Source organism: Streptomyces sp. NPDC015171, assembly GCF_043079545.1.
Lineage (GTDB): Bacteria > Actinomycetota > Actinomycetes > Streptomycetales > Streptomycetaceae > Streptomyces.
Genome location: NZ_JBIBUO010000026.1, coordinates 17,350 through 22,258 on the forward strand (window position 1 = coordinate 17,350; position 4,909 = coordinate 22,258).

The following is a 4,909-nucleotide window of genomic DNA, read 5'->3' on the forward strand; positions in this document are numbered from 1 at the left end:
CCGAGCCGCGAGCCGCGAGCCGCGAGCCGCGAGCCGCGAGCCGCGAGCCGCGAGCCGCGAGCCGCGAGCCGCGAGCCGCGAGCCGCGAGCCGCGAGCCGCGAGTGAAGCACTACTCCCCCGAGAGCAACCGCGGGTAGTCGTCAGAGGTGGCCGTGAACGGTAGGAGCGGCCCACATCTTCGTGTACCCGTGGGTGACGATGCCCATCTGTGGAGCACCTTCCGCGGCGAGAGGACGCTGGTCGTGGCCGCGCGTACGGTCACATCGACCGCACGCGTTCTGGAGTGCCTACCCGCCCTCCTGCGTGGGGACAGCCGGGTCACCGTCGTCTTCGGCTACGATCCCACGTCCGCCTTCAACGACGGCGTTCTCGATCTGCTCCACGACGCCGGCTGCCGGATCATGCCCTGGTCACAGCTGGGGAGCATCGCACCCGACCTGATCCTGTCCGCCAGCGAGAACATCGACGTACCGGAAGGCGACTGCCCCGTATTGGTACTGCCGCACGGCGTCGGCTTCCAAAAGCTCGTACCGGACTCCCGGGCCCCACGCTCCCGGCTGTCCGGCGTCGTACCGGACTCGGTGCTCGAGTCCGGGCGCGCCTGGCTTGCCATCTCGCACCCTGATCAGGAACAGCAGCTGCTCGCCACCAACCCCAGGACTGCGAACCGCACACTGCTCATCGGGGATCCATGCTTCGATGAACTGACGGTCAGCCTGCCGCAGGCCGCTGCCTATCGGCGTGCCCTGGGTGTCACCGACGGCCGGCGTCTGGTGGTGGTCAGCTCCACCTGGGGTCCGACGTCGCTGCTCGGCCGGTACCCGCAACTGCCTGCCGAGCTTCTCGCCGCGCTGCCGTATGACGAATACCGGGTGGCCGCGGTCATCCACCCCAATGTGTGGTCGGCGCACGGGTCCTGGCAGATCCGTACCCTCCAGGCCGCGGCGCTGGAAGCCGGGCTGCTGCTGATGCCGACCGTCCACGCTTGGCGATCGGCGCTCGTCGCAGCGTCTGTCGTCGTGGGCGACCACGGATCGGTGACACTCATGGGCGCCGCACTCGGCAAGCCGGTGCTGCTCGCGACTTTCGGCAGTGACGCGGTACCCGGCACAGCGGGCGCGCACCTTGGACAGACCGCACCTCGTCTCGATCCGCGAGGTGACCTCCGTCGGCAGGTCGAGGCCGCCGTCCAGGGCCACACTCCCGAGAGCTACCCCGCGATTTCCGATCTCGCTTTCGCGGAACCGGGGCTGGCGCTCGCTCGACTCCGTGCGGCCCTGTATCGCTTGCTCGAACTGGCGGAGCCGGCCGCCGGCACACCGCCGGTGCTGTCGCTGCCGTACCCCGATCCCCCGGCCGGGACCGTGACCTCATGGATGGTGACCACTGCCGTCACCGCGGCTGCGGCCGGGTACTCAATGGTTGCCGTTCGCCGTCACCCCGCGGCCGTTTGCGGTGACCGTCAGGAAGCATCTGACACTTTTCTGCACCTGGCGTGCGACGAGGAAGAACGAGACCACCGGCTGACCGAGAGTGCCTCGGTAGTGGTGCGCCGGCGCCCCGCTGGTACCGCGGTCAGCGCCCTTGGCTGGATCCGGGAGACACTGCACCACCTCCCCGGCAGCCTCATCGCCGCCGTGCCCCTGAACGGGAACAGCTTCCTGCTGGGCACGCGCGACGGGCCGATCGTGGAGGCGACGGTCACCGGACCAACCATCGACCCCGGTCTGCCGGCGGCACTTGTCTACACCTGTCTACGTGCTGGTCTCCCTCTCGACGGTGTGTTCATGACGTTGCGGATCGGTGACGTGTGGGAGGAGGAGGTCGGACTGCGCCTCCGGCCTCACCTACCGTCCGACTCCAGGCAATGAGGCAAGCCCTTCCTCGTCAGGCAATGCCGTCGCCCTCACCGTCCGCTCCGGTCATGCGGTTCAGGCGGTCCCGCAGCATCTCCGCCTCCGGACTGCCGCCTGCCTCGTAGATCGCGCAGGCCCGTGTGAGGTGCTCTCGTGCGGTTTCGCGAGCACCGCCGGTCCGCTCAATGATGTCGGCAAGCCGAACCCGGGCCTGTGCCTCGTAGTGGCTGGCCTGCTCCTCCTCCAATGCCCGGACGGCGTCGCTCAGCACACGCACCGCCGCATCCGTGTCACCCAGATGCTCGTGGACGGTACCGATGGCAGCCAGGACCCGGGCGGCCATACGCCTGTCGTGGCGATCCATGAGCCCCTGATGGGCGTTGTGCAGAGTGGTCAGCGCCGTCTCGTGCTGGCCGGCAGCGTCCTGTGCGCAGCCCAGGAAGTACGTGGCGATGGCTACCCCGCGCCACTCTTCGGCCTCGATGTTGAGTTCGACGGAGCCCCGGTACGCCTGGACGGCGCGGTCGGCGTCGAAGCGGTCCCAGTAGCGGCCGAAGAACTCGTGCACGGACGCGTTCAGCGCGGTGTGGGCCGACACCTCCGCACAAGCAGCGGCCTTCTTCAGCTCCACGCGCGCCTGATCATACTGGCCGAGGTCCATCAGTGGCCGCGACAGCAAGCTGCGCAGCCGTGCCTCCGCCGCCGGCACCACGGCCTCGGCAGCCGCGGCCGCGCCCAGCTCCAAGGACTCCTTCCACTCCCCCAAGTAACGGCGGTGCAGGAACAGGACCGTGAAAGCTTCCGCCAGCTGCCACACGTGCTTGTGCAGAGCCAGTCGCGATGCCTCCCGCAGCACGGCGAGGATGGTGGCACGCTCGGCGTCCAGCCACTCCAGGGGCGCCGGGCCATCGCCAGTTGAGAAGGGGTTCGGGGCACCGCGAAGGAGGTCGGTCAGGTCTGCGATCCGCAGCCGGTCTTCGCGCACCGCGCGGTCGGCGAACGCGGTGAGAGCGAGATAATGGGTGACCACCCGCTCCACCACTGCGCGCCGCGCGAGCTGCGGCTCTTGTTGGCCGGCGCGCTCCCGGGCATGGAGCCGCACAAGATCGTGGAAGCGGTAGCGTCGGTCCTCTGTCACATCGAGGAGGTTCGACCTCACCAAGGTGGCCAGCAACGACCTCGCTGTCGATACGTCGATATCCGCGGCGACCGCGGCCGTGCCCGCGTCGAAGGTGCGGCCGGGGAACCACCCCAGGATCCGGTACAGGTGCGCGGCATCTGCCGGGAGATCGCGATAGCTCAGCTCGAGTACAGCGGACACGGAATGATCCCCTCCCAGCGACAGCCCCTGCAGGCGGCGGGTTTCGTCAGCCAGCTCCTCGGCAAGCTCACTCATGGTCAGATCACCCGTGGGCAGCAGGCGGGCAGCCACCAAGTGCAGGGCCTTGGGCAGGCCATCGCAGAAGTCGACGAGCCGTTCGGCCGCGTGCCGCTCGGCCTCCACGGCCGCCTCGCCACACCGGTCGGCCAACAACCGCAGGCCGCTGTCCATGTCGAGCGGGTCCAGGTACACCGGGCGTGCCCCGTCCAGAGCCAGCTCGGAAAGCTTGCCGTTGCTCGTGACGAGCACTACGCTCCCCGGCCCCTTGGGCACGAGGGGCCTGACCTGAGCGGGCTGGTTGACGTCATCGAGAACCACCAGGACGCGCCGGTCCGCGGTCCTCGAGCGGAACAGCGAGGTCCGCTCCTCCAGGGACTTCGGGATGTACGCGTCGTCCACCCCAAGGGCTCTCAGGCACATGGCCACCGCCTCCGACACATCACCCCCCGCCCGGCTGCGCAACATCGCGTAGTCGACGTACATCTGCCCGTCCGGGAACTGCGCCCGGGCCTTCTCCGCCCAGCGGCAGGCGATAGCGGTCTTACCGACCCCAGGCATCCCTGAGATCACGCCGTACCCAACCCTGCCCGCTCCGCTCCCTTCCTCACTCACACAGTTGTCCAGCAGAGCCAGGTCCGCCGACCGATTGATGAACCGGATTGTCAGAGGGGGCACTTGATCCGGCCGGACCGCGGGATCGGACGGGAGCGGCGCCTGAACGTTGAACGTAATGCCGCCATGAATCTGCTGGGCCTGAACGCTCGGCCCGGAGACGCTCCCTGACAGTTCGTTCCGGACGTACGGCCCCGCACGCCGATCGTCGAAACTCTCACTCATTTGGCTGCCCCGCGCTGGGCCCCTGAGAGACAGAACCCGAGCTGTAGAACGTCAGGCTGGAGAACTGCTGCCCCTGGATCACGGGCCCGTGCTGCACGCCGCCATTGACGCTGTTGTGCACGGTGACTGCCGCGTCACTTTTCGCTGCCGGCGCAAGTTCCGCCAGCAGCAGGCGCAGCTCCTCCGCAGCCCCGGGGTCCGCCTGGAGAGCACGACGCAGCCTCAGCCGCCATCCGGCCTCGATGTCCGACACAGCCAGTTCGTCCGCCGACGCCCGCGCCGCCACGAGCTCCTGCTCGGACAACCGCAGCTCCTCGGCAACCGCCTCCTCATCCGCACCCCGGGCAAAGAACCGTGCCACCCGTTCACGCGCCTGCGACCACGTCTCCGACACCATCAGCCCGACCAACGTCGACGCCCCCGACGCCGCCAGCGCCGCCAACTCCGCCTCCATCAATCCCCCTTGCCGCAACACAGGACAGTGAACTCGCTGAAGCCACCGTAGGGAGATCACGGAGACTTGGGTAGTTGGGTAGTCGGCGTAATCATCGCCGTCAATCATTTCGGTCGCCTCTGGCCGGCCGCAGAACCCCTCCGGAGGACCGCCGTGCTCCCTCTCTGCAGCGCTGACTACATGAAGAAATCGGCGCCAGGGGTTAGCAGAGGCAGCAGCGCACCAGACAGATACTGGAGCACGTCGGTGGCGCGCAAACCAGCTTGAGTCGCCGGTACGATCAGCTCCATGGCGCAAGAGGCCCCTGGCTATGCTTCCCCACCGGGTAGGGTCGATGCACCCCTCTCCGAATCTTCAGGTATAATGGATAATTTGCGGGC

General features: G+C 68.2%; 3 protein-coding genes. 1 reads left to right on the plus strand and 2 read right to left on the minus strand.

Annotation, left to right across the window (positions count from 1 at the left end):
- The first annotated feature begins 189 nt into the window (after window positions 1–189).
- Window positions 190–1,872, plus strand: coding sequence for a hypothetical protein (locus ACF073_RS38290; RefSeq protein ID WP_392076118.1), 1,683 nt, complete (start codon window positions 190–192; stop codon window positions 1,870–1,872).
- Window positions 1,873–1,888: 16 nt separating this feature from the next.
- On the opposite strand, the gene ACF073_RS38295 is transcribed toward ACF073_RS38290, so the two are convergent.
- Both ACF073_RS38295 and ACF073_RS38300 read right to left on the minus strand, forming a co-directional pair.
- Entirely contained in the window at window positions 1,889–4,075 is a 2,187-nt protein-coding gene (locus ACF073_RS38295) for an ATP-binding protein (RefSeq protein WP_392076119.1), read from the minus strand.
- Window positions 4,068–4,529, minus strand: a complete 462-nt coding sequence (locus ACF073_RS38300) for a hypothetical protein (RefSeq protein WP_392076120.1) — start codon at window positions 4,527–4,529, stop codon at window positions 4,068–4,070. The genes ACF073_RS38295 and ACF073_RS38300 overlap by 8 nt, the downstream gene beginning before the upstream one ends.
- Window positions 4,530–4,909: the final 380 nt, after the last annotated feature.